17 protein-coding genes are annotated in these 26,374 nt (G+C 29.1%); 2 read left to right on the forward strand and 15 right to left on the reverse strand.

Features of this window, described 5'->3' with window-relative positions:
• Positions 1-150: 150 nt before the first annotated feature.
• The 11 genes from ACJDTP_RS11115 to ACJDTP_RS11165 form a co-directional block, all read right to left on the reverse strand.
• On the reverse strand, positions 151-513 hold the full coding sequence (locus tag ACJDTP_RS11115; RefSeq protein ID WP_406761238.1) for a YkvA family protein: 363 nt from the start codon (positions 511-513) through the stop codon (positions 151-153).
• Between the two features lie 175 nt (positions 514-688).
• The gene (locus ACJDTP_RS11120; protein WP_406761239.1) at positions 689-1,720 is read right to left on the reverse strand and encodes a helix-turn-helix domain-containing protein; all 1,032 of its coding nucleotides are present in this window, start codon (positions 1,718-1,720) and stop codon (positions 689-691) included.
• Positions 1,721-2,195: 475 nt separating this feature from the next.
• Complete coding sequence (gene helD, locus ACJDTP_RS11125) at positions 2,196-4,433, reverse strand: RNA polymerase recycling motor HelD (protein ID WP_406761240.1); 2,238 nt, start codon at positions 4,431-4,433, stop codon at positions 2,196-2,198.
• Positions 4,434-4,743: 310 nt separating this feature from the next.
• Positions 4,744-6,015: a sensor histidine kinase gene (locus ACJDTP_RS11130; protein ID WP_406761241.1), complete on the reverse strand. Its 1,272-nt coding sequence runs from the start codon at positions 6,013-6,015 to the stop codon at positions 4,744-4,746.
• 12 nt (positions 6,016-6,027) lie between these two features.
• The gene (locus ACJDTP_RS11135) at positions 6,028-7,053 is read right to left on the reverse strand and encodes a response regulator (protein ID WP_406761242.1); all 1,026 of its coding nucleotides are present in this window, start codon (positions 7,051-7,053) and stop codon (positions 6,028-6,030) included.
• A 1-nt stretch (position 7,054) separates the two neighbouring features.
• Positions 7,055-8,230, reverse strand: a complete 1,176-nt coding sequence (locus tag ACJDTP_RS11140) for an HDOD domain-containing protein (protein ID WP_041896709.1) — start codon at positions 8,228-8,230, stop codon at positions 7,055-7,057.
• On the reverse strand, positions 8,223-9,524 hold the full coding sequence (locus ACJDTP_RS11145; protein WP_406761243.1) for a PAS domain-containing sensor histidine kinase: 1,302 nt from the start codon (positions 9,522-9,524) through the stop codon (positions 8,223-8,225). The genes ACJDTP_RS11140 and ACJDTP_RS11145 overlap by 8 nt, the downstream gene beginning before the upstream one ends.
• A gap of 556 nt (positions 9,525-10,080) precedes the next feature.
• The gene (locus ACJDTP_RS11150) at positions 10,081-10,449 is read right to left on the reverse strand and encodes a carboxymuconolactone decarboxylase family protein (protein ID WP_161223202.1); all 369 of its coding nucleotides are present in this window, start codon (positions 10,447-10,449) and stop codon (positions 10,081-10,083) included.
• Between the two features lie 4 nt (positions 10,450-10,453).
• Positions 10,454-12,085: a thiamine pyrophosphate-binding protein gene (locus ACJDTP_RS11155; RefSeq protein WP_406761244.1), complete on the reverse strand. Its 1,632-nt coding sequence runs from the start codon at positions 12,083-12,085 to the stop codon at positions 10,454-10,456.
• Between the two features lie 225 nt (positions 12,086-12,310).
• Positions 12,311-14,254, reverse strand: coding sequence for an NAD(P)/FAD-dependent oxidoreductase (locus ACJDTP_RS11160; protein WP_406761245.1), 1,944 nt, complete (start codon positions 14,252-14,254; stop codon positions 12,311-12,313).
• A 128-nt stretch (positions 14,255-14,382) separates the two neighbouring features.
• Positions 14,383-15,822 carry an ATP-binding protein gene (locus ACJDTP_RS11165; RefSeq protein WP_406761246.1) on the reverse strand — a complete coding sequence of 480 codons (1,440 nt, stop codon included), beginning with the start codon at positions 15,820-15,822 and terminating at the stop codon, positions 14,383-14,385.
• A gap of 935 nt (positions 15,823-16,757) precedes the next feature.
• Here ACJDTP_RS11165 and ACJDTP_RS11170 point away from each other — a divergent pair.
• Positions 16,758-18,011: a DUF4179 domain-containing protein gene (locus ACJDTP_RS11170; protein WP_406761247.1), complete on the forward strand. Its 1,254-nt coding sequence runs from the start codon at positions 16,758-16,760 to the stop codon at positions 18,009-18,011.
• A 194-nt stretch (positions 18,012-18,205) separates the two neighbouring features.
• On the opposite strand, the gene ACJDTP_RS11175 is transcribed toward ACJDTP_RS11170, so the two are convergent.
• A complete protein-coding gene (locus tag ACJDTP_RS11175) occupies positions 18,206-18,547 on the reverse strand; it encodes a winged helix-turn-helix transcriptional regulator (protein WP_017210606.1) in 342 nt (113 codons plus the stop codon).
• A gap of 131 nt (positions 18,548-18,678) precedes the next feature.
• Between ACJDTP_RS11175 and ACJDTP_RS11180 the strand changes: the two genes are divergently transcribed.
• Positions 18,679-19,326 carry a flavodoxin family protein gene (locus tag ACJDTP_RS11180; protein WP_078115398.1) on the forward strand — a complete coding sequence of 216 codons (648 nt, stop codon included), beginning with the start codon at positions 18,679-18,681 and terminating at the stop codon, positions 19,324-19,326.
• A 111-nt stretch (positions 19,327-19,437) separates the two neighbouring features.
• Here ACJDTP_RS11180 and ACJDTP_RS11185 read toward each other — a convergent pair whose 3' ends face one another.
• The 3 genes from ACJDTP_RS11185 to ACJDTP_RS11195 all read right to left on the reverse strand — a co-directional run bounded on the left by ACJDTP_RS11185 (position 19,438) and on the right by ACJDTP_RS11195 (position 26,252).
• The gene (locus tag ACJDTP_RS11185) at positions 19,438-21,471 is read right to left on the reverse strand and encodes a Na+/H+ antiporter (RefSeq protein WP_078115397.1); all 2,034 of its coding nucleotides are present in this window, start codon (positions 21,469-21,471) and stop codon (positions 19,438-19,440) included.
• 223 nt (positions 21,472-21,694) lie between these two features.
• The gene (locus ACJDTP_RS11190; protein ID WP_406761248.1) at positions 21,695-23,164 is read right to left on the reverse strand and encodes a leucyl aminopeptidase; all 1,470 of its coding nucleotides are present in this window, start codon (positions 23,162-23,164) and stop codon (positions 21,695-21,697) included.
• A 943-nt stretch (positions 23,165-24,107) separates the two neighbouring features.
• On the reverse strand, positions 24,108-26,252 hold the full coding sequence (locus ACJDTP_RS11195) for a BglG family transcription antiterminator (RefSeq protein ID WP_406761249.1): 2,145 nt from the start codon (positions 26,250-26,252) through the stop codon (positions 24,108-24,110).
• Positions 26,253-26,374 lie beyond the last annotated feature (122 nt).

The following is a 26,374-nucleotide window of genomic DNA, read 5'->3' on the forward strand; positions in this document are numbered from 1 at the left end:
GTTGTTTTGTTCATTTTATATTAATGGATATTTTTCACAATAAATTATTTTGGGAATTTCATTTTGCAACATATATATTTAAAACAATGTTTTTTTAAAAGAATATTTAATTGAAACATTGAACATTTATTTATTTTTAATAAGGTCCCGTTAAAAAAGTTTTAATGTTAGAAATATTAACACTATCCATACTAATAAAATTGGTATGGCAAAATACCACCTTTTAGGTTTCCCGCCAATCCATAAGTTTTCTGCTTCAATTCTGCATTGGCTAAGTATTTCTTCTGGTATAAATTTTATAGTTATTGCAATAAGTATTGGAAGTAAAATTATATCATCTAGCAAGCCTATAACTGGTATAAAATCAGGAATAAGATCAATAGGTGATAACGCATATATAATTGTAATCATTGCAAAAACTTTTGCAATTACTGGTGTTTCCTTCTTTTTTAATGCTATGTATAATGCAGGTATATCTAATTTCAATTTTCTTGCTCTGTCTTTTATCACCACATTTAAATCTCCTTTAATAAGAGTATTTTACCGCAAATCACTGTAATACAATTCTTTTTAACTTTATATTATGTATGCTGTAATATCCTTAAATTTATGCAAAATCAAAAATCACTTAAATAAATATTAAGTCTACTTTATTTCTAATTTCAAAATAAAATAGACTCAATATTGTTTATTCCAACAGAGACTTTACTCTTGGATCATCTTTAACAAAATCAATATTCTTTCTTTTTCTTAATACCCTTTTTACTAAATCTTCATATTTATCTTTGGTCCAATTATTAGTCACATCAAATTTCACATGACTATATAATTTTGATTTAATAGAGTCATCCATTGTACTTGCTTCATTTACCATGTTTATAACCATCTCTATAGTTTTTTCTTTATCTTTTCTTTCTATTGCCAAAGATAAATCTAATTCGTATTTATGGTACGCCCCTAAATCAAATACTTCAGCAATTTTTTTTGCACGATCTATGTATTCTTCTGCATCTGTAAATTTCTTTTCTTTATATAGCAGCATTATTATAAGAGATAAAACAGTAAATGTTTCATGACCATTTTTCCTTAATTTATCTTCGCAAACACCATAAGCATCATCTATTTTACCCATACTGTCAAATAATATTGCTTGTTGAATTTTTTTATCTACGTCTACTTCTGGAATTTTATCTAATGTTTCTTGAGCTTTTTCATACTCTTTTTTCTCCCTATAAATCGCTGCTAAATCCAATTTTGCCATAGAAGCTGTCTTTTCCTTATTGCCAGCTGCTACAATTTCAAGCCAAGCAATAATTTTTCTTTCATATTTTTCTTTTTCTTCAATTTGAGGTCCTAACAAATATATTCTTAGCACCTCTGATATCATTAATATTAACTCATCACAACCTGGATATTGTTTAATTAAATCATTACCTTTCTCAAAAGCTTTTTTAATTCCCTCTTTTGATGCAGTTTCACCTACCTCTTTTGTAAGTTTTTTTACTTCCGCATCTGTTAATTCCTCATTAAATGCCAATAAAGTGTTAACATCTATTTTTAAGACACGTGCAAGAGGTGGCAGCAATGTTATATCTGGATATGAAACTCCATTTTCCCACTTATTTACTGCTGGAGTACTTACATTTAAATAATCAGCAACCTGCTCTTGAGTAAGATTTTCCTTTTTTCTATAATGCCTAATAACTTCACTTATAATCATAAAATTAACTCCTCTATTTATTATGTTCTTATTAATTAACTAAAGCAATATTAGGTTCCTCATTGAAAATTTGAAATATTTCAATTTCGGCTATATCCACATAAATTTGATTCTCACGCGGAACTTTATAATTAAATGATATCAAAGCTACATAATTTGAGCAATTGAAGACTTTTCATCTTTTATTCATAAAAATTAACCAATAGTTAATTTTTTATAATATCACCATTTTAACTTTCAATATGAGATGTCATCCTTATTTTTTTTATTTATCTGAACTTCATACTAATATTATAGGGTTCCACAATGATATTCAAACTTATGAACTTCCAACATTGCCATTATTCAGGAAATCCAAACAGTGGATATGTATTGTTATCAATATGGAACCCTATAATATAATTTGAGTCATAGTCTTCTATTTCCTTTTATTAAACCTCTCCTAAAAAAAATTGTTAAGCACTCAATAATAATCTTACTTAAGTAATGGTGTTATATTTCCTGAGTAGTATACGCGCAAAACATGAAGTGCTCTAGTGCAAGCAGTATAAAGTAAAAGTCTTTCCTCTTCACAACTATAATTTTCATCTCCTGCATTATATATAATCACCACATCAAATTCTAATCCTTTAGCAAGATAAGCAGGTATTACCAATATGCCACTCACATACTCATCGTCATCCTTTATTATTGATCTAACATTAGTCTTATCTTTTAAGAAATTATATACCTCATTTGCTTCCTTGGCAGTTTTTGTTATGATTCCAATGGATTTATAATTTTTCTCATTATATATTTTTATATCTTCAAGAAGTCTTTCTCTTATAGCTTTTTCATTTGAAAAACCAAGAAGCAAAGGTTCTTCTCCACTTCTTTCCACGCATTGAGCCTCAAGCCCCTTATCAAGGAGCCTTCTTGAAAATTTAGTAATTTCCATTGTTGATCTGTAACTTTTTGTTAAATTTATTATGCAGGTATTATCTTCAGCAAATATATGAGATATATTCTTATAGTCTCCTACATTCATAAATGGGTTTATTGATTGATTTAAATCCCCAAGTATAGTCAGGTTTGCATGGTTAAAAAGCTGATAAAAAATTTCATATTGAAGTGGTGAATAGTCCTGAGCCTCGTCAATAATAACGTATTTGATTTCTGAGGTTTTAGGAAGATCTCCCATAGCACCTTTTAGATGCAGAAGGGCTATCTGATCCTCATAATTAAGCCTGCGGACTTTTATTTTTTCTAAGGTATAGCTTTTTATTTCACTAATTTTCTTCTCGTTGAATTCAATATTTGAATCTTTCAAGAAAAACTCAAGATTCTCAAATAACTTTTTATAAATACCCATTAAATCAAATTTTGTCATTCTATTTATTTCATGATAAATCTCTTTCAGTTCATTCTTTACCATAGCTGTACTATGTTCTATAATTTCAGCTTTATCTAAATAAGAACCTGAGCTCTTAAGTTCATCAGCAACTTCTTTTATACGTTGCTCTTCATAAGGCTTTAAAAGAAATAAAATCCTCTCTCTTATCTTTTGAAGTCTTCTTTTTCGTGGAAGATTTGCATAGTCTTTGAAAAATAATTCTTCTAAGTCCTGAGATGAAATTATTAAATCCCCTCTAAATTTAATATTCTTAAAGTTTGTATCTTCCTTTTCCATAAAGGTTACATACCTCTTTAGTATATCTATGAACTCCTTTGAAGATTTAAACTTAATATTATTGATTCTTATTTGATAGTCGGATTCCTTCTTTGATGCTAAAATATATTCCATCATTTCGCTATAGTTTTCTTTGCTAAGTCCTCCACCTAAAGCCTTGTGCATGTATTCTTTAAATGTAGTCTGACACATATTATCTTCTCCGAGTTCAGGTAATACATCAGAAATATACTCATTAAAAATATCATTTGGCGAAAATATCACTATATTTTTAGGCGTTATTTTATCCCTATGCTTATATAAAAGATAAGCAATTCTATGAAGAGCAACAGAAGTTTTTCCGCTTCCAGCTGGCCCTTGAACAATCAGATTTTTATATTCTTCATTACGAATTACTTTATTCTGCTCTCTTTGTATAGTTGTTACAATGCCTTTCATCTTGGTGTCGGTACTTTTACTCAAGATATCCTGTAATACTTCATCATCTATCTTAAGATTACTGTCAAACATATATTCAATTTCACCATTATTAATTTTATACTGTCTTTTAAGTGTAAGTTCACCCTCTACTATACCCTCAGGACATTTAAACTCTGCCTGTCCAATTTCATAATCATAAAACATACTTGAAATTGGCGCTCTCCAGTCATATATTAGAAAATCAAAGTTATCATTAATAAGATTAGATATTCCTATATAACACTTTTCTGCCCTTTCCTCCCCTTTTTCAATGAAATCCATTCTTGCAAAATATGGGGATAAAAGTACTCTTTCGTATTTTTGCTCAAGCTTTCTTGTGAATTCATGAGTTCTTTTCTGTATTTTCATAGTATTAATAGACTGCATAAAGTCTACGATCTGTTCTAATCCATTATTTACAGAAACTGATCCTACATTTTCCCATAACTCCCTTTGTACTTCAATTGCATCACTTTTAAATTTTTCCCTAAAGTTACGTTTTTCATCAAGTTGTTTTTGAGCTTCTTTAAGTACCTCTAGCAGCCATTCACGTTCAAGTTTCCATTCAAAGTCGTTATTTTTCATAATATTTCGCTCCTTATGATAAAATAATTTTATAGAATTAATTCAAAACTCTATTGACATTGCTTTTTCGAAAGTGTATAATATAATTATAGATTTATAAATAACATTATTCAAAAGCGATATCTAACTTATTGTATCGTTTTTATTTTGTTGTGTCAATAGTAAAGACATTTGTCATTAGACAAATGTCTTTTGTTTTTTCTTTATGAATTTATATTTGAGTGAATTCTGCGGACTTGTTACTTCTTGAACGCATAACCTTTGAAAGTATCAGAAATACTTAGTCTTTACGGCACTATAATTTTCTCCATTAAAGCGGCAATTTCATGATAATGGCTGCACCTTCTCCATATACACTTTGTGCTAACAAATGTCCCTTATGTTTAACTACAACAATATCATAACAAATGCTCAAACCTAAGCCAGTTCCTTCGCCAGGTTCTTTTGTCGTGAAGAAAGGATCAAATATTTTATTTATATTTTCTTCTTCAATGCCAGTACCATCATCTTTTATTTCTAAACAAAAATATTCTGATTCCTTATAAGTCTTGATTTTTATGCTGCCTTTTCTATCTTTTATGCCAATGTAATAAATTGAATTTTTTATAATATTGAAGATAACCTGTTCAATTTGGAACCTATTACACTTAATATAGTCATCATCAATTAAGTTTAGCTCTAAGTCAAATAAATCATCAAGTTTGTATTCTTTAAGTTCCATTTTCAAAATTTTCATAGATTCTTCTATTAATTCACTGAACTTATTCATTTCAAAATTATCGTAAGCATCTTCATTAGAAAATCTAATAATATTTTTTATTATGCTGCTTATTTTTTCAAGACCTTCATTTGTCTCCGTTATAACTGGTTCAAAGTCTGATAGGATAAATTCTAATTTGCCTCTAGAACCTAATAGCTCCTCAAGTTCTTTTTTATCAGAAAAATATTCTTCATTTTCCTTAATAAAAGTTAAATATTTATCTAAATATTCTTTTAGAGTTTTAGCATAACTTTGAATTGTATATATATTTGAAGTAACATATCCTAAAGGTGTATTGATTTCATGAGCAATTCCTGCTGAAAACCTTCCTATAGTAGATAGTTTTTCTTTATTTACCAATTCAATTTGTGTTGTTTTAAGCTTTGCATTTGACTCCTTAAGTTGAGCATTAGTATTTTTCAAATTATTATAGGATTCCATCAAAGCATTTTGATATTCCCTCATCTTTATTGCTGATTTTAATCTGGATGCGAATTCTATAGGCTCAATTGGTTTATTAATGTAGTCATTAGCTCCAAATTCAAAACTCTTTTCCAAGTATTTTTTATCTGTTAGCGATGTAAACATCAAAATAATCACATTCTTATTATTTCTTCTTATAATCTCTAAGGTTTCTATTCCAGATAACTTAGGCATAACTATGTCTAATAGTATAATATCTATATTCTTAGTATTTACAATTTCAATAGCTTCCTCTCCTGATGCTGCCGTTATAATATCACATTTGATTTCACTTATTTTAATTACCTCTTTTGCCGTCATTATGTTAAACTTTGTATCATCAACAATTAAAATATTCATAATTCCCAACCCCTAATCTGCAATTTTTAGACCTGTATTAATGTTTATTAAGAACTTGTCAGGAACTATAGTAATCTTGCCTCCAAATATTTTGCTTAAACCATCTAGGAAATTTAATATAAGCTTAGCTTCTGGCTTACTAATAGTCTTTATAAAATTATTTTTGTTTCTAATGAAAAAATTAATATTTAAAGTTGAGTTATGCATGAAATTTAATAATAGTTCTTCTTCTTTTGAATCCCAAGTAATAACCTCTAAAACATTATTAAATATTAGCTCAAACACTCGCTTGTTGCCTAAATAATTAATTTGAGCTGTATTATTATTATCATAAATTATAGGTAAATTTCTGCTTTTTAACTCATCAAATCTAGGCTGTAGTGAAGTTAAATTAAAAGTTTCAGAAATGCTTGGAACAGTCTCTAAATATTGAAAATATACTTTATCTATTAATTCACTAATGTGTTTTTGCTTAGAGCATTCATTATTTAAGCTATCATACATACTATTTTTTAAATCAAATATTATTTTTGAAACCACTTTAATATAATTAATATCTTTTTGACTATTTTTTACTAAATTATTGTTGCTATCAAGGATCTTCTTATATAACTTATTTTTTTCTTCTATTTGAACTTTAAATATCTCATTTTCTTTTACTAAGTTATAATATTTTAAAGCTTCACGAATAGCTGGAAGAAATTCCTCTTCATTATTCCATGGCTTTGTAATATATTTAAAAACGCCTACTTTATTTACTGTGGCTATTACTTGCGATATTTGAGCATATCCTGAAAGTACCATTCTAACTGTGTTAGGAGATATTTCTTTAACTTTCTCTAAAAGTTCTAAGCCATTCATTTTAGGCATTCTCATATCTGTAACTATTACAGCAATTTCATTTTCTTTAAATTGTTCTAAGGCTTTTTCTCCACTCCCTGCAAAAAGCGACTTAAAATCTTCTTGAATAGTTATTCTATTTATTGAATTTAATATATTAGTTTCATCATCCACAAAAAGTACATTAAATCTATCCATGCTAATTCTTCCTTTCTACTAAGTTTTTTACTATCTGTTCACATCTTTCTTCAGATATTCCGTAATTGTCGAAAACATCTAAATAAAGCTTTGGTTTATAATTTGGATTTATTATATGCCAAGAATAATAATCTGCAATGTAAATCATTGATACGAGCTCTCTATTTGCATCGCTGCTTAACATAGGATTATGATGATATAATGCACTTTCTACTATTGCATAAGGTATATCCCACCATTGTAGTAGATATCCGCCTAATTCTTCATGGTCTATTTTGAATTTTTCTTTCTCTAAAGTACTTATCTCACCTAAGGATTTGTCAGCTGCTAATTTATAAATATCATCATATTCTTTATCATATATTTTAAAGAAAGCAACTTTTCCTATATCATGAAGAAGGCCTGCAGTACCGTAATAATCAGGGATCTTTTTGCCTAAAGCTTTGTTATATAGTTCTATTAGTATTTTATTAGTTAAGTTTGAATGCTCCCATATTTCATTTTTATTATAAAAATCATTTCCTGATTTAAAAACTTCTGCAGTTGCCATAATTGCCTTTAAATTCACCAGTCCAAGGCTTAATACTGCTGTCTTTATTGAAGCTGTCTTTATCCCATAAAAAGCTGAATTTATAATTCTTAGGACTTCAGAACTTAAAGTTATATCTGCCTCAATTAATCTTACTATTCTATCTATATTGTGATCATCATGTTCAACAACATCGCTTATTTCTTGTAGTACAGAAGGAATTGTCGGAAGCTTGCCCATTTCTTTTATATGGTTTAAGGATATATTATTATGTAATAATTCTTCAGTTTTAAAAACCTCATCAATAGCCCTTCTAAAATCATCCTTTTTCCAAGGCTTAGTTATAAATAGCTTTGCTAAATTATTATAAATAGATTTAAATACAGTTTTTTCATCTGTAAAGCCACTTAATATTAATCTTGTTACCTCCGGGTATAATAATTTAACTCTTTTTAATAATTCATATCCATCCATTTCGGGCATTCTCATATCACTTACTATTAGATCAATATGGTTTTTTTCAAGAATATCTAAAGCTTCTCTTCCACCGTTTGCAATATACACGTCATAAGGGCTGTCAAAAAATTCTCTTCTGATTGAATTTAAAATAGCTTTTTCATCATCTACAAATAAAATAGACTTACTCATTTTGGGTCACCTCTTCCTGTTCTTCATGTCTAATAGGAAGCTTTATAGTAACCTTTGTACCTTCTCCTAAAACACTGTCAACAATCAAATCTCCCTTATGAGTATTTTTTATAATATCATAGGCAATACTTAATCCAAGTCCAGTACCTTTACCTATAGGTTTTGTTGTAAAAAATGGTTCAAATATTTTATCTAAATTTTCCTTAGGTATACCTGTACCATTATCTTCTATAACACAACTTACAAATAAATCATCACTAAAAGTATAAATTTTTAGTAATCCAAAGTAGTCTAGATCCGCATTCTCTTGTTTCTCCTTTATAGCGTGGGAAGAGTTAATAATAAGATTTAATATAACTTGGTTTATTTCACTAGGGATTGCTTCCACTTGTGGTATTTCATCTAGCTCAATTTCAATATTAGAGTTATATTTAATTTCATTTTTAGCAATAACTAGAGTATTTGTTATTCCATAGTTTAAATCATATTGTTCAAAATTCTTTTCTAAAGATGAATGAGCAAAATTCCTCATTGCAGCTATTATCTTCTGAACTCTTTCAATTCCACCTTCAGTATCCTTTAATAACTCATCAATGTCATCCATTATAAAATCTAAATTATATTTTCTTTCTAAACTCTCAACATTTGCCACTTCATCTTTAACCAAGCACATTCCTTCTTCTGAATTAGCCAGTAAACTTTTATATAGCAATATTATCTCATTAAGCTTTTCAACATATTTTTTTAATGTTCCAAAATTACTTATGATAAAGCCTAAAGGATTATTAATTTCGTGAGCTATTCCAGCAGATAGATGACCTAAGTTTGCCAATTTATCTTCTTCAATCATCATAAATTGAGCATTTTCTAAATTCTTAATACTCTTTTGCAATTCTTCATCTTTAAGCTTCAATTGACTTAGGAGGTTCTTCTTTTCTTCAATATTTTCAGAAATAATAAGATATTTCTTAACATTTGAATTTTCCTCAAAAATTTGACATATGGATACTTTTAGACAAAATACAGAATTTTCTTTATTTTTAGCATAAATTTCACCATTCCAATTTTCAAATAGAAATAAATCGCTTATTTGACTTATCTTATTACCTTCTGTATAACTACTTTCAAAATAAAATAAATCGTTAATATTCATATTTTTAAGCTCTCCCTCAGAATAATTCCACATTTTTTCTGTTGATGCATTAAAGAATTCTAACTTTCCATTAGAATCGGTAATTAGTAAGGACTGCTTGATATTTTTGATTATAGTCTCAAATAAATATTTCATTTCCATAAAAACTCAACCCCATTTTTAAATATTCTTTTATATTACTATAATTTCTACATTAAATACCAAAATCCTTCAACTTTACATTTATTTATAACTTATTACGAAATAAATTATATTCTATCTTTAAAAATATCTTTATTTTTTCTATTTCTTGTCAAATAAAAGCAAACTAAACTTAAAAACTTATATAAAATAAATAAAGCTGAGACTTTCTAAATACAAGAAAGCCTCAGCTCAACTAATTTTCTATTACATTTTTTGTGCACACATAATCAGGTATCATATGCATTTTTTAATTTCAAGAAATAATCATTTAAAATTTGACCACTTAAATTTATTAGTAAGCAGTTGTTTAACTTTGTACTTATATTAATATCTTAGAAGTACACAAAAATATGTTGTATTTAAATGCTCCCAAGTATATAACTCCAATTTTTGATTGTGTGATAATAACTTAATCAGCGAACAAACGCGAGTAAATTTTCTGCTAGAGCTTATTTCATTTAGTACTTGTCACACTAAAAGTGGAAACATGAAGTTATGGAAGGCAATCTCCAATTTAGAGCTTTCCAGTGAAGATTTTCCCTGCAATGCCTAATGCGCTGCATGCTTTAGGGAAACCTACATATGCTGCACATTGCAAAATAATTTCTAAGATTTCTTCTTGTTTTAATCCAGCTTTAAGAGCACCTTTTATATGAAAATCTAATTGTTCAAATGCGCCTTGTGTTATAAGAGCAGTTATAGTTACAATTTCTCTTGTTTTTAAATCCAAATTTGGTCTTGCATATATTTGACCAAATCCAAAAGAAATCATTTTATCCAAAAAATCTGGAAATATCTCTCCAATAGAGTTGATCATTTGTTCACCATTTTCATCCGTCATTTGCTTTAACATATTCATTCCATTTTCATAATCTTTATTCATTTTACTATCTCCTTTTCATAGTTGGTGGTATTTCATTTGGATCAACTATAACTTCTATTAGAATTGCTTCCTTATGTAAATTTGAAATTTCTAACGCTTCTTTTAATTCAAGTTCATTGCAGCATCTAAATGACTTTACGCCTAGTGACTCACCAAATTTTTTACCATCCAATGGTACATTATAATTTGTTCCTACTGTCTTTCCGAAACACTTCATCATATATTTCTCTGGCATATCCAACCTTCCATTATTAAATATTATAAAAGTAACTGGAATATTATAATTTGCTGCCGTTGAGATTTCGGTTCCCTGCATAAAAGTACATCCATCACCAGTTATGCAAACAATTCTAGAATTATAGTTTGCTAGTTGTGCTCCAATTGAGTAACCTATTGCATGTCCCATGGCTCCAAATACATCATCGAAAAAAAACGTACCTGGTTTTCTAATATTAAAATTTCTTATTGCATAAAAGGAATGACTTCCATCATCACCAAAAACAACAGCATCATCTGGTAAACCTTTTCTTATTATTTCCATGGCATAAGCAGCTGATATGTAGGAATTAGTGTCATTTTCAAGTTTTTTTATTTCGCAATTTTCTTCTAATAAATTATATTTATTCTTTGTTCTACGTTTAACTTTATCCAATACAGATTTTAAATTTTCTTTAATGTCTCCGATTATTGTTAGTGTTGGTACATTTAGCGATTTTTTTATGAATGTCGTATCATAATCTAAGTGAACAACTTCCTTAGGATAATTATCTGAAGTTATATCTACTAATGACATATCTGATAATTTACTTCCTATAACTATCATTAAATCTATATCTTCTTTAATATATTCACTTGATTTTTCTGTACCACCTAAGCCTAATGCACCAAGTGATAATGGATGATTTTCAATAAAGGTTCCTTTTCCTCCAGGTGTAGTCATAACTGGTATATTCCAAACTTCTGCTAAACCTTTAATCTCTTCGTAAGCCAAACTTGAATGAATACCTTTACCTGCCAATATCACAGGTTTTCGAGCATTATCAAGTTTATTAATAAACTCATCTAATCTTGGAGATATTAGTTTATCCATATTATTAGGTAAATTAAGTTCAAATTCTTCTATTTCATCTTCTAGCACATCAAATGGTATAGATAAATGAACAGGCCCTTTTACATCAGAGTATGCTTTTTCTAATGCATGTTGCAAATAAATTTCAAATTGATCAGCTCTTTCAACCCTAACACTAAACTTAGTAACTGGCTCAAATAGTTTAACTAAGTCAGTACCAAAAATTGTAGAATCTTGTCCTTGCGCCTTCCCAGAATTATGCATAGAAGGTTGTCCAGTAATAAATAATACTGGTATATGGTAAGCTTTTGCCTGTCCTGCTGAAGTTATTAAGTTTGTCCCACCAGGGCCTGAAGTTCCAATGGCTACACCTAATCTCTTATTCATTAATGAATATCCTGCCGCTTCATAACCTGCACCATTTTCATGTTTACTTAAAACAACATTAATATCATGCTTATCCAATTCAACAAATATAGGTACAAGCGGCTTTCCTATTATTCCAAATACATCATTAACCCCCCATCTTTTAAAATTTGATGCTAAAATTGATGCTATATTTTTCATATGTATCTCTCCTTTTATAATTAATATTAATATTCTAGAAAGTAACTTTAGAATATTAATTATCTTATTTGATGGCTAGCTAGTGTAGCACCCATATGTTATATAAAACTTTTCTTCCTATATTAAAATGAATAGATTATAGCTCATTAGGTGGTTAGCTAAGAATAAATAGTTAAATCATAGGTTTCTATTTTCACTTATGTGCTTCCTGAATCAAGTTTTACCTTATTCCAAACTAATTGTTGTATAAAATCCCATGCGCACAGCTGTGCAAACATTCCTAACTTTTTCACAATCGCCTATAATCCTAGTTTTTGTATAATATTTTGCTTTTATTGCCTCTGCCAGTTTATTATTCATTACCATGCCCAAGGCATTAATTACACTATCAGCTTTTATAAATTCAGATGTACCATCATGTCTTTCTATATAAACGCCGTTACTATCAATTGCTGTAACTTTATTATTTGTATGAATTTTCACTCCAGATTTATAAAGCATAGGTATTAATGATGCTGCATTAACAAACAAAGCATCCTTTGCAACTGTATCTGACATTTCAATAATCGTAACTTTCTTACCATCTTCAGTAGCAAATTCCAAAGCACTATCACAACCTGATAAGCCGCCGCCACATATAACAATATTTTCACCTTTTAATAATTCTTTATTTTCATGTGCTTCAATTAAATTAATAACATTTGAACCGTCAATACCAGGAATTTGAGGATTAGCTGGAATTGCACCTGTTCCTACGATGATTTTATCGCACTTTGCTAATATCTCATCAGCAGCTGAAACTTCTGTGTCCAGTAGAATTTTAACATTCAATTTTTTAAGCTGAACATCATACCAATCTATTAATCTGCGCAACTGACTCTTAAAAGCAGGTGTTGAAACTGCTGCAATCTGTCCGCCAATTACTTTTTCTTTTTCAAAGAGAGTAACCTTATGTCCCTCAATTGCAGCAACACGTGCTGCCTCTAACCCTGCTGGTCCCGCTCCTATAACTACGACATTTTGTGGGATTTTAGTATGCTTAATTTTAAAACGCTTTTCATTACAAGCTTGCGGATTTACAGAACAGCTTAACTTAGCAAATCTACCTGCAATACGTCCTATACATCCCTCATTGCAGCGAATGCATGGTCTTATATCTTCACGATTACCACACATAAGCTTATTTGGCATTTCTGGATCTGCTATTAGAGGACGTCCAAACATGACAAAATCAGCATTTCCAGATTCTATTAACCTAACTGCTGTTTCAGGCGTATGATTTCCCGAATTAAGTATTGGAAGATTAACAGCTCTGCGTGTAGGCTCACATAAATATTCCATACATGCATCTCCTAAATATGAAGGTGGAAAAACATATTCAATTGCTTCAGACGACCCTGCATCTATATCTATTGCATCAACTCCTGCCTCTTCTAGTAGTTTAATAAGATGCATGCTGTCCTCTATAGTACGCCCTCCTTCAAAGCGATGATCAAGTGATATACGAAATAATATTGGCATATCTGGTCCAACCGCATTTCTTACTGAACGAACAATCTCCATAGGAAAGCGAGCGCGTTTTTCATATGTTCCACCATACTCATCTTCACGTTTGTTCCATATTGGAGACATAAATTGATCTATTAAATCTCCAGCATGTCCATGAATCTCAATAGCATCAAAACCTGCATTTTTAACGATTTTGGCAGAACATGCAAATTTTTTAATAATTTCTTTTATATCGTAATGACTCATAGGCCTACAATTAACTTTTCTATTATATGCTACTGGTATAGGTGATGCTGACATGGGTGGCTCTCCATATTCGTTTGGAAGTGCATCACGTCCTGTACCACAACATAATTGGGCAGCTATTCTTGCCCCGTATCTTTGCACAGTTTCACAAAGAGTAGTAAGTTTTGGTATTACATACGTATGCTCTAATATACCTGAAAGAGGACCTTGTGCTATATCATGTGAGATAAACTGAGCGCCCATAATTATAAGTCCAGCTCCGCCTTTTGCACGTTCTTCATAATAATCAATTTCATCATTTGAAATAGTACCATCACTATTGGATGCATTAATTCCTATAGGCGAAAAAACTATTCTATTTTTAACTTCCATACTTCCAATTTTAAATGGTGTAAATAACTTCTTATAGTCCATAATAACTCTGTCATTCCCTTCTCGATACCTATCAAAATCTATATAGATACATTAAATAAATAACTCACTACTTAGATAATAGCTTAGTTTATAAAATTTTTTCATATATTACTTTTATAAATATCCCTTTAAAAATAAATATCAGAAAATTCAACATTAATGGCATTTACTAATCCGTTATCTGAAGATATAAATTCTCTATTTTTCTCCTCAAATGTAACTTCTTTAATAGGTAGCGTTATTGTGAATTTACTGCCAATTCCCAATTCACTTTCTACCTCAATGCTTCCTTCTAATATTTCTACCAGCATCTTTACTAATGCTAAACCAATCCCACTACCTTCTGCCTGTCTTGAAAGATTATTATCAACTTGTCCAAATCGTTCAAAAATCACTTCACGCTTATCTTCTGGAATCCCTACCCCAGTATCAATCACAGCTATTGACACTGTTTTATTATTCATATTTTCTGTAATCTCAACAGTTATATTTCCACCTTCTGGTGTGAATTTTATAGCATTTGATAAAAGATTCAAAATTATGCGTTCATATTTTTCATCATCTATTGAAGTATTTAAGCTATATGTATTAGTTTTAAATCCAAACGCGATTTTCTTTTGCTCCGCATATATTTTTATAGACTCTGCAATTAATTGTGTTATAAATACAACATCTATATTTCTTGGATTTAATTTAAATTGATCTGCTTTTAACTTAGTAATATCTAATAAATTATTTACAAGCCTCAACTGCCTGAAAGCATTTCGTTTTATACTTCCTATTAAGTTTTTGACCGATTGAGGAATTTCATTAAAATATACTTGTTCAATCAATTGAATAGCTGAATAAATTACATTTATTGGAGTTTTGAATTCATGAGTGATAAGGGTTATAAATTCATCCTTCATCACAATATCTTTTTCTAAAAGCTCCCTTTGCTTTTTTTCCGATTCATATAATAGTTCTTTTTGCTTATTAATCTTACGGCTTTGCTCCCTAATTAATAATTCTCGTTCTATGGCGTCAACTACGGTAGTTAATGTCATTAAGAAAAATGGATTATGAAGTATAACCGCAGTCATTATGCATATACTTCCGAGTAGTTTTTCATTAGGACCATAAAATGGTACCCCATAGCAGGCACACTCTTGTAAATGTGTATTATAATGATTACTTCCTATTAATTGCACTGGTTGATTTTGTTCAAGAACCAAACTAACAACATTTGTTCCCATTTCCTCTTCGCTAACTTGAACTCCTGGTCTAATTCCTAATTGAAACATTGTCGCATTTATAGCCTCATTTCCAAAGATATCAAGGAAATATCCCTTTTCATCTGTAATAGCCACTAGTATTGGGGTATCTTTTAATGATTTAAGCATTTTATTGCTAAAAAATTTTACAACCTCTAAAATTTCATTATAGCTATCTTTTTTTCTGCCTAACTCTAATTTTGACATAATATTTTTAGATATTTTAGGCTTGTCAGGATCTACTCTTAATTCTTTGCATCTTTTTAAAGATTCTACAATATAACTCGTTTCTTGCTCGTATATATGTTGAAACATATATCATCCCCCCAAAAAGATAACTTTAGTAATTTATGTATATTCATTCACCTTTTTACATAATTTACTCAACTATTATATCACTAAGTTCCTATTACCGGAATATTTATTCTAATTAATTTCATAATTTACAATAAATTCATATATATATTATATTTTGCATTTATAAAGTCGCAAAAAAATGTAAAAATGCAACCAATATTACTCAGAATAATTCAAATTAGTAAAAATAATTTTCCAACCATCTTTATTATTCTTATATTTTATAACACTTGTCTCTTAGAAAATCTTTTAATGCATCTTAACGCGCTATGCCTAATATAAATTGTTACACTGTTAACTTCTTTTGTTTTTTAATTCTTAACTTTTTCCTCTTTAAATTGTAAAAAAGTTTTATTTAAACCAATGTTCAGCCAAAAGAATATTTAATGGGAACTTGCTTTTAAGCGCTTTGATTTATCATATAAAAAATATTGCTATTATTTAACTTAATCCATCAATCACAAATAAAATAAGTGTAAATGCTAATCAATTTCTTAATTAATGCTTGAATATATTGATTTTGTATAACAGTAAAATGAATATTATGTAAATTAATTGATTGTTTTCCATTATAGGGATATAATTAATTGTACGGTAAAAAGACAAACTTAGTCGAATTAAATATCATGACATAAGTTTTATATACTAAAAGAACTACAAAGGAAGCTAATAACATACGGTTGCTGGCTAAGTTCAAAGAAGCAAATACAATAAAGGAAGTTAAGTCACTTGCGCGACTTAACTAAGTTCGAGTAACCAAAAATCAACTTCAAAGGACGCTGACGCCCTACGGTTGTCAGCTAAGTTCGAGAACCCAAATGTAAAATTTGGACTCTCACTTATCACTTATAACTTATCACTTATTAAGTATTTAGTTAGGGGGAAAATTATTAATGATAAACAAAATAATTAGTAAATTATTAGGACCAGTTATTGGAATTATGGGATTTATGCTAACCATGGGCGTATTAGAAATGCCAGCTTTAGCAGATGATAATGTACAAGCAATTTCTTCTTACACAAGTAGTACAACTTCAGCTGCTGCTACTTATAAAGATTATTCAGTTAATATAAATAAGAGCGTTACTCAAAATGGATTAAAAGTAACATTAGAAAAGGCAACGGTAACAAAGCATAAGTTAAATGCAGTAATTAAAGTAGAAAGCACACAACCTTTTGATAAAACTAAATACAATGATAACTCAATATTTCAATTACTTTATGGTGAAACTCATCGAGGCGGAGAAGGTATGTCGACTGATTTTATAGATGATAAAACTCTATTAATTACTATAGATCAAGATAATGACGACGAAGAATTTCCTGAAAGTGGTGATTTAAGGCTAGATGTAGTATTTCCTAATTATAAAGTTAACATAGGAATGGATTCAAACGCAGATTTTTCGGAATCATTTAAAAACATAATTGAAAAAGATCTATCAACAAAAATCTCTGGATCTGATCGGACCTTAAATAAATTGGAGTCTGATGTTTTAGGAACAACAGTTACTTATAGAGAGCCTCGAAAAGACCATGATGATATGTATATGGATTCTTCAATGATCTTAAAGGCTGGCGATAAAATGTATAGGTTAAGCGCTTCTGGAAGTTCTTCAGATGATAAAGAAACAAAAGGAACTTATGAATCAAAGTCGGCTACTTATGATATTCTTAAAGAGCAAAAAGATATAAGTGTAATACCTTTAACTTGTAATATAACTTGGGACGAATTTAGAAAAGCACATGAAAATGGTAATAAAAAAGAAGATACAAATAAACAAACAACTAATAATGTAACCTATTCAAAATCTTTCGATTTCTCTGATGGAAGTAAAGGAGAAATATATAATATTGAAAGAAATGATAATACTGTAAAAGTATATTGTAAGGGAAGTTCAGAAAAGGCAAGTTTATTAATGGCAAGTAGTATGAGTATGTATTATAATTTTACAGAAGGTCAAGTTTATTACTCTAATTATGATAGCGATAAAAATATGAGTTTCTATAAAGATCCAAATGTTGCTCTTGGATATATCGTAGAGTTTAATAATGTAGAAAAAGATAAGGCCTTAGATATAATTTCTAGAGATAATATAGAACAAATAGATAGATATAATCTAGGAAGTGAAATACAAATTTCTAAATAAAATACAGTTTAAATATTTCTGTTAGCTTTTTGTTATACACTTATCAATTCTAAAATTAGTTTTACGATAGTAAAAATTTGATTTTATTCAAATAAATAGAGCGGCTTTTATGCTGCTCTATTATTCTATTGTTACAAAATTCTTATAGCTTAGTTTGCACTTTTATAGCTTTTCTTCAATATTAATTTTAGCGTTTAGTCTTCATCATCAATTTCAATTTGTTCCTTCGCCCAATCACTGAGACCTTTTAATGAAGGAATCAATTTCTTACTATTCTCCGTTAATGAATATTCCACACGAGGAGGCATTTCTAGGTATTGTATACGTTTTACTATTTTATACTGTTCTAATTCCTGCAAGCAGTTACTTAGCGACATATTAGTAATTCCATTTAGTTCTCTTTTTAATTCATTAAAACGTACTACTTCTTTTTTGGTTAATATACATAGTATAGGCAATTTCCATTTACCACCAATTACTTTAAGTAAATATTGTAGATGAGTATTTATGGACTTATCCTTTCTTTCATCGTTCATAATAAATAATCTCCTTAGTAAAATTAAATATACCTAGTCAAAAAAAGTTGCGTACTAGTATATTTTTGATTTAGTAATATAATTATATCATAATATAAATTTTATTTTAAATGAAAAGGAGCAAAACATTTATGAAAATTATCGCTATTAACGGGAGCCCACGTAAGAACTGGAATACAGCAACTTTATTAAAGAAATCTCTTGAAGGAGCAGCCTCAAAAGGAGCAGAAACTGAACTTATAAACCTCTATGACTTAAAATATAGTGGCTGTATAAGCTGTTTTGCCTGTAAAAGAAAAAACGGTGAACATGGAAAATGTGTAATAAGAGATGATTTAACCCCTATTCTCGAAAAATTAAAAACAGCAGATGCAGTTATCTTTGGTTCTCCCATTTATTACATGAATATTACTGCTGGAATGACTGCACTACTTGAGCGTTTCTTATTTTCTAATAACATCTATAGCGAAGAAATACCAACGGTTTATCCTAAGAAAATCCCTGCAGGATTTATTTATACTATGAATGCTACAGAAGAACAAATTAATCAATTTGGAGTTAAGCAAAGTTTTACTTTACGTGAAAATATGATTGCAAGAACCACAGGAAAACCCCTAGAATCATTATATAGTTATAATACTTATCAATTCTCTGATTATGATAAATACGAATCTTCTAGGTTTTCTGAAAAAGAAAAAGCAAAACATAAAGCTGAACAATTTCCTGTTGATTGTCAAAAAGCCTTTGACATGGGAGTAACGCTTGTCACAAATGTATAATGAAGCAGTAGCTAATCAAGCTACTGCTCTATTCTCCGTTTCACTGTTCTCTTTAACATTGAAACGTATAATCCAATTGAATATCATAAAAAACTGCTTTATCTATATGAATTATTCTGCATGCTTATACAAAATCACACTTTCAATATAATTTATATACCTTCTTAATTCATTTGATTCTTCTCTAGTAATTTCTCCTGATTCATACATATTACGAACTGCTGAACGCTCTATATCCATGGCTTTAATTCTTAGTTCTTCCTTTTGTTTTATGTTTTCCTCATTATATTTAACTACGTTTCCTTTGAATCTATTAATCATGGTTCTATAATATAGAATTACATCTTGTGCAGCGTTTGATCCTTCATGACTTCTTAGATATTCCTCTAATGCTTCAATTGCAGCTTGAAAGGATTTCAATTGAATATCTTTTACTAATTTCAAATTATTTAGCTTGATTTCTTTTCTCTTCCTGAACTTTTTATAAAAAATCTTCGTTGCTCTCATTAATTTCCTTACAAGAAACATAGTATCTTGACTAGGATTTCTTAGAAAGACTTCTTCTCTATAATCTAAAGATTTATCAAGTGCTTTAAATACTTGTTCATCAATCTCACTTTTACCCATTAATTCATTAATATATTTTCGCTCTGCCTTTAACGCTATTAATTGTATTTCAACCATTTCTTGCTGATTAAATTTTTTCTCAACTGCGTTTGAAGTTTGCTCAAATCTAAGATTTTGAGATATATGTTTATATTCATGAATTAATTCATAAGCTACTGCTTCATTTTTATCATTTAATTCTGACTCAATAGCTTTAATACCGGCTGATAAAAGTCTGTTTTTGGCATCAATTAAGTTTTTATCAATAATCTTTTCATCCTCATTCAATTCATCTTTACATAAAAATGGCAAGAACACTGTTGCACATATTAGTGTAAATAATATTACGCCAGCAGTTAAAAAAAGTATCAGTGAGCGTTCTGGAAATGCATCTCCGTTATTCAAGAAAAAAGGTATTGATAGAACTCCCGCCATTGTAACCGTACCTCTAACACCTGTTAAACTAGTTAATAAGGCTATCTTTACATTAGGTACTTCTATATCTTTATTTTTGCTTAAACGATATTCATAAAAAGCTGAAATATAAGACCAGACAAAACGAATTGCCAAAATAACAAAACCAATTGCAATAACATATCCAATGGCCTTTAAATTTCCTATATTTGGATCAGCTATTGTTTCACTCATTGATAGAGGAATATTTAATCCTAATAATAAGAATACAATTCCATTTAACACAAATAAAATAATGGACCATATATTTTCTGTAAGTACCTGCTCTTCCGCTATGCTAGTTTCAAATCTTCTGCTGATAAGTGAATGAATAATACCTGCAACCACCACAGCAATTACTCCTGATGCGTGTAGAAGTTCTTCAGTAATTATAAATATTACAAATGGAGCTAATATCTGCAGAAGAGAGTGAAAGACAACATCATTTATACCCTCTTTACGCAAATTAAATCTTATTAATGTCAAAATCAAGGCAAAAATCAAACCTAAGACCGCCCCAGCCAAAAATAAATACGAAAAATTTAAAATTGCATCTTTTAATGAGAAATAGCCTGTTACTACAGCAGCTATAGCGTAATTAAAAGCTACTATACCTGATGCATCATTTATCAAAGACTCTCCTTTAACAAGATTTAATACTTTTTCAGGTATGTGAATTCTCTTTGCTATACCATTTACAGCCACTGGATCAGTTGGTGATAAAATAGCTGCTAATGCAAAGGCAGCTGCAAGAGGAATTCCTGGTATCATCCAATGAATAAAATATCCTCCACCTATAGTTGTTAATAAAACTAGTATTAAAGAATTTCCAAATATTGAGCGCCTCATTTTCCATAACTCTTCTCGTGGAAAGTATTTTCCATCATTATATAAAATCGGTGCTACGAATAAGAGAAAAAACCATTCTTCTTCTAATTCAAAAGAAGTATGTTTAAATGCAAATGCAATAATTACACCCAAAACAATTTGTGTCAAAGCTGTAGGTATAGATGGAACATAGTGACTAATAATATTTGAAATCAATAAACATCCCATCAACAATAATATCGTCATTAGTAAATCCACTTCATATCCCCTCCTTTGGTCTATTTTAACTTATATGTTATTACTATTATACATGATAAAATCACTCAACAATAATCTTTTTTATAAATTAGTATTTTGGGAATGTAATCTTACTTCTAGTCTACCCTATAAATATAAAAAAACTTATTAGCTTCTTAAAAGCTAATAAGTTCTATTTTCTCAAAGAAATTTAATAAAAATTATTAAAATACCTTTATTGATCTTAACACCTATTCTTTGCTAAATAGTAAAGAGTTCTCACACCAACTCCTGTACCGCCTTTAGTGCAATAACTAGTTTCCTTTTCAGTCCAAGCTGTACCTGCAATATCTAAATGTAACCAAGGCTTATTTTGTACAAATTCGCCTATAAATAATCCAGCAGTAATAGTACCTGCATGCCTGCCTCCAGTATTTTTTAGATCTGCTATATCGGACTTAATAAGTTTTTTATAATCATCAAAGTTAGGTAATCTCCAAACTTTTTCATCAGCTTTAAGTGATGCATTTTCTAAATCTTTATAAAACTCATCGTTATTAGATACCACAGCTGTTGTAGTAACTCCAAGTGCAACTAAGGCAGCTCCTGTTAATGTAGCTAAATCTATAACCTTATTAACTTTTTCCTTCTCAATTATATAATGTACCGCATCTATGAGAGTAAGCCTTCCTTCTGCATCTGTATTTAAAACTTCAATATATTTACCAGCCATAGAACCAATTATATCTCCTGGTTTATATGCAGCTCCAGATATTAAATTCTCGCATGCAGCAATTACTCCTACAACATTTATCTTTAACTTTTTCTTTGCTATAGCACTTATTGCTCCAATAACTGATGCAGCTCCACCCATGTCTGATTTCATTGAATCCATGCTGCTAGTTGGCTTTATAGAATATCCACCTGAATCATAAGTGACTCCCTTTCCAACAAGACCTAATATGTCGTCCTTTTTGCTTTCATCTCCAAAATATCTCATTACAATAAGTCTAGGAGGAAGTTCTGAACCTTTAGCCACTGATAGGAAAGATTCCATTCCAAGTTCATTAATTTTCTTTTCATCGAATACTTCAACTTCAAATCCATATTTGTTTCCAGAGCCAATAACCTTTTCTGAAAGAGTTTCTGGATATAGTACATTAGCTGGTTCATTAACTAAATCCCTTGCAAATTTAGTTGTTTCAACAAGTATCAAAGCTTCATCTATATATTCATATATTGAGTTTGTTTTTCCATTTTCATCAGTGCAGATACTTACCTCAATTTCCGAATTTTCATTAGCTTCAGTCTTGTATTTATCAAATCTATATTCTCCAAAACCAATTCCTTCAACCATAGACTTTGTAATATCTTCAACTGATAACTTTTCATTAGATATCATATTTAATGCTATTTTTTTAGCTTTTAATTCAATTGCCTTTTTTATTGCCTTTCCAAAAGAACCTCTTATAATTTCTGTTGTCAACTCATCCTTGCTTCCAAGTCCAATAAATATTATGTCTTGAACTCCACTTTCAACTACATTGGTAGCCGCACATATTTCCCCAGCATTACCTTTAAATTTATTGCTTTCTCTAAAATGCTTATATATAACAGTAAGCTTTTCATCTTGCAGCTCTTTATTTTCGCTATAAACAGGAAGCATAACCAAATCAGCTTCATGAGATTTAATTGTATTAATTTTAAATTCCATACTATTCCCTCCATCTATAAAAGTTAGTCGATATTCATAATTTTATATACACTGTTCACTTCGTGTACTTACACTGGAAATATTTCATTCCTTTATAGTTTATTATTTCAATCATAAACTCTTTATATGTTATAGATATCCAACTTTAAAACTAAATTTTTGTGATAATTTACCGAAATCATAAATATTTTGATTCCGAAAAGCTATGAAAATATTGCTGAAGGTTCTAAGCAGCAGGTTGTATCCACTTTAGCATGCTCCAACTTTCAGTTTGACAAGCTAAAATGGAACAACCTACAGCTAAGAACCTTTAACAGCTCATTTTCAAATGTTTTCTTCACAAATATATTTATGATTTCTAGTAAATATATGAACTTAAAGTTTTAGCAAATTTGTAAATACATTCATCTAATAAGTTGAATTCTTAAATTGAATATCTATTATTGAAATAATAAATATGCATTAAGTGCTCGCTTAAGACTGAAATTTAGAAACTTGATTTTAACATACATATTAAAATTGTAAACAGTATACACATAATTTATTAAAGCCTAAGCATCTATCATTAATGTTACGCTTTTATTGTAGTTATTATACCATATAATACGAATATGAATACCTTTTTCCATCTTTATTCAATTGGTTCTTTTCAAACCAATTGAAAATCATATTATATAACTTATAACTTCAAATAAAGTACAACAGCAGCCGACTTAACTAAATTATAATTTACTATAAGATAAAGCTATTTTTATTATACTTTTCGAAAGCTTTTCCTTAATAGGTAGTTCCTAAATAATGAAAAGCACTGCACTAAATATATCGATTTAGCACAATGCTTACATATTAAAAATAGTTTTATTTAATTATAATTCCGAGTTTTAGGAAACTACGCTTACTTGCTTTTGTCATCATTATAGAACTTATTATTGTCATTTGCTTTTTATCTAGATAAATTAAATATTCTCAAAACTTCTTCTACAGAATTAGTTCGATTCATTTCATCTATAAAATCATCTTGTTCTATTATTTTCATTAATTCCTTCAAAGCCTTCATATGGCTTTTATTATCTATTACTGACATAGTTATTATTACCTTTACCGGATCATTTTCAAGGTTTCCAAATTTAATTGGGTATTTTAATGTCATAATACTAAAGCCAATTTTATACGCTCCATCTTCTGGCCTTGCATGAGGCATTGCTATTCCTGGTAAGATAACTATATACGAACCCAATTTTTCAACATTATTTATCATAGCATCAATATAAGAGTCGTTTATGCAGCTGTTTCTTTTAAGAATTTGTCCACCTTTTACTATTGCTTCTTTCCAGTTTTCTGCTTCTTCATTTAGTTTAATGCATTTATCATTTATTATTTCACTTAATGAAGGCTGAATTGTTTCTTTGTATGAACTTAAGCATGTCACTATTTCTTTTTCTAAATTTGAGTAGTTGCTTATTATGCAGTTCTTATCAACTATATTCAGTATATTTTTTATGACACTTCTTTTTGATTCCAAATTCATATTATAATATTCATCATCTTCATTGAAACATTTAGAAAAACTTTTTTCACTTTCAAACTCTTTCTTATTTTCAATATCATCAAGTTCTTGTGAATATTTTGAAAAGAATAAATTTAACTCACTTATATTTTTTTCTGTCAAAAATGGACTTACTAAAATACATCTTATACCTATTATATTAATTGGGATTGTTGTTATAATTAAATCTATAGGTTCTCTTTTGGCTATCTTTTCAATATCGTGGCTTGAAACTGTATCTATTATGTTTATGTCAAATATTGATTTAAGCTTTATTGATACAAATTTTGATGTCCCAGCTCCAGTAGCACATACCACTAAAACTCTAGGCTTTATCTTATTTAAATTCTTTATCCGCTCTAAAGATGCCATAAAGTGCAAAGTTATATAGCCAATTTCTTCTTTGCTTATTTCTGCATTTAAATCCTTTTCCAAAAATATCAGGCTTTCTTCTACTAAAGTAAAAACTTCCTTATATTTATATATAATTTCATCAAGAAGAGGATTATTTATACTGACTCCATGTTTTAATCTATAAATCATTGGTCTTATATGCTGAATTAATCCTTCTAAAAGATGCTCATCCGCTTCAAAATTATACTTTGTCCTTTTCTCAACTTCACTTATCAATGTAGCTGAAATAAGCTGTATGTATATTAGATCATCATTTTTTTCTTCTTTTAACATTACATTACTTCCAAGAAGATGTATTGTCATATACCCAATTTCACTTTTGGGTATCTTTATATCATATCTATCCTCCAGCATTCTTGCCATTGCAGAAGCTATAGAAAATTCACAAGTTTTACTTAAATTTTTAAGCTCATTCTCATCCATCACGATATCTTTAGCTAGTTCAATTCTCTTTATGGCAATTGCAATATGAATCAATAAATTGTTAAATGAATAATCAGATAATGTACTTTCTAATTGATCTTCTGCAGTCTTTATTACATTACCTATGAATTCTATATCCATATCCTTAAATAACTTTTTAAAATTAACACCAATCAAATCTGAGTCAGCTACATTTTCAAACATAAGATTCGAAACAACTTTTCTAAGATCTTTCTCACCTCCAATAGCTTTTATTCCTTTGGATTTTTCACTTTTAAGCTTTATATTATTACCTTCAAGTAATTTTCTAACTTCTTTAAGGTCATTATTAATAGTTCCTCTGCTGACGAACATATTTTCAGCTAGGCTGTTTATTGTTAGATAGCTATTTTTTTCTAATAACTTATAGATTATATAAATTGTTCTTTCCTTTTGAGACATAACATAATCATAGCTGTTTATGGATTCTATTAAGCTTAAAAGTCTCTTATTTTCATCTTGTCTTAAATCTATTGATATTCCCTCATTAGGTTTTCTAACTAATGGTTTTAAATTTATTTCTTTTAAATACTCATCTATTCTATCTAAATCATATCTTATACTTCTAGAACTTATTTTAAACTTAAGAGCAATATCCTTTATAGTTAGAGGCATACTGCTGCTTGCTATGAGTTTTAGTATATCTGAACACCTGCTATTTAGCATATTATACACCTGCTTTTAATAAGATCACTCACTTTTTTAGGCATATGAAAGAAAACAACAAACCTAAATATACCATTGACTTGCTATTCCTTTGATTATGCCTTAAATATTTAAATATTCAT

This window comes from Candidatus Clostridium helianthi (genome assembly GCF_045310795.1).
GTDB lineage: Bacteria > Bacillota > Clostridia > Clostridiales > Clostridiaceae > Clostridium > Clostridium helianthi.